Here is a 710-nt window from a genome sequence, read left to right as displayed (position 1 = left end):
CCTCTCTCCCCGCGTGAAGGACGGATGACTGTGCAGCAATACCCCCAGGCAGGGCTGACCGAGGACGCGTTCGCGGAGGTCAAGCGCGCCTTCGAGGACAACTTCGCATCGGGCGAAGAGATGGGCGCGGCCGTCTGCGTCTACCACCGGGGTCGTCCAGTGGTAGACCTGTGGGGCGGCTGGGCCGACCCCGACCACACCGACCCCTGGCGGGCCGACACCCTCGCGGTGCTCGCCTCCCCAACGAAGGCACTGGTCACCGCCGCCTTCCTGCACCTATGGGAAAAGCAGGGTCTCGACCTGGACGAGCCGGTCGCCGTTCACTGGCCGGAGTTCGCCGCCCACGGCAAAGCCACCATTACCCCCCGCATGATCCTCTCCCACCGCTCCGGGGTCGTCTGCCTCGACCACGCCCCGCTCACGCTCACCGCGCTGCGCGCCCACACCCCCGTGGCCGAAGCACTCGCCGCGGCCCGCCCGGAATGGGAGCCCGACACCGCGCACGGCTACCACGCCACCACCTACGGACACCTCCTGAGCGAACTCATACGACGCCGCACCGGCCTGACAGTGGGCCGTTACTTCGCCCGCCACCTCGCGGGTCCCCTCGGCCTCGACGCCTACATCGGGCTGCCGACCGACTCCAGCGCCCACCTCGCCACCATGATGGAATCCAAAGCCGAAGCCCTCATGGCCGGCGCCGACCCCGG

At 70.3% G+C, this 710-nt stretch carries 1 protein-coding gene; it reads left to right on the top strand.

Translation table 11 applies throughout. The annotated features are described in order from the left end of the window. Window positions 1-24: 24 nt before the first annotated feature. Window positions 25-710 (top strand): serine hydrolase domain-containing protein (locus ACY34J_RS29030; RefSeq protein WP_462729604.1); only part of this gene is annotated, 686 nt, incomplete at its 3' end.

This window comes from Streptomyces sp. HSS9-12 (assembly GCF_054963655.1).
This window is presented reverse-complemented; position numbering and strand designations above follow the sequence as displayed.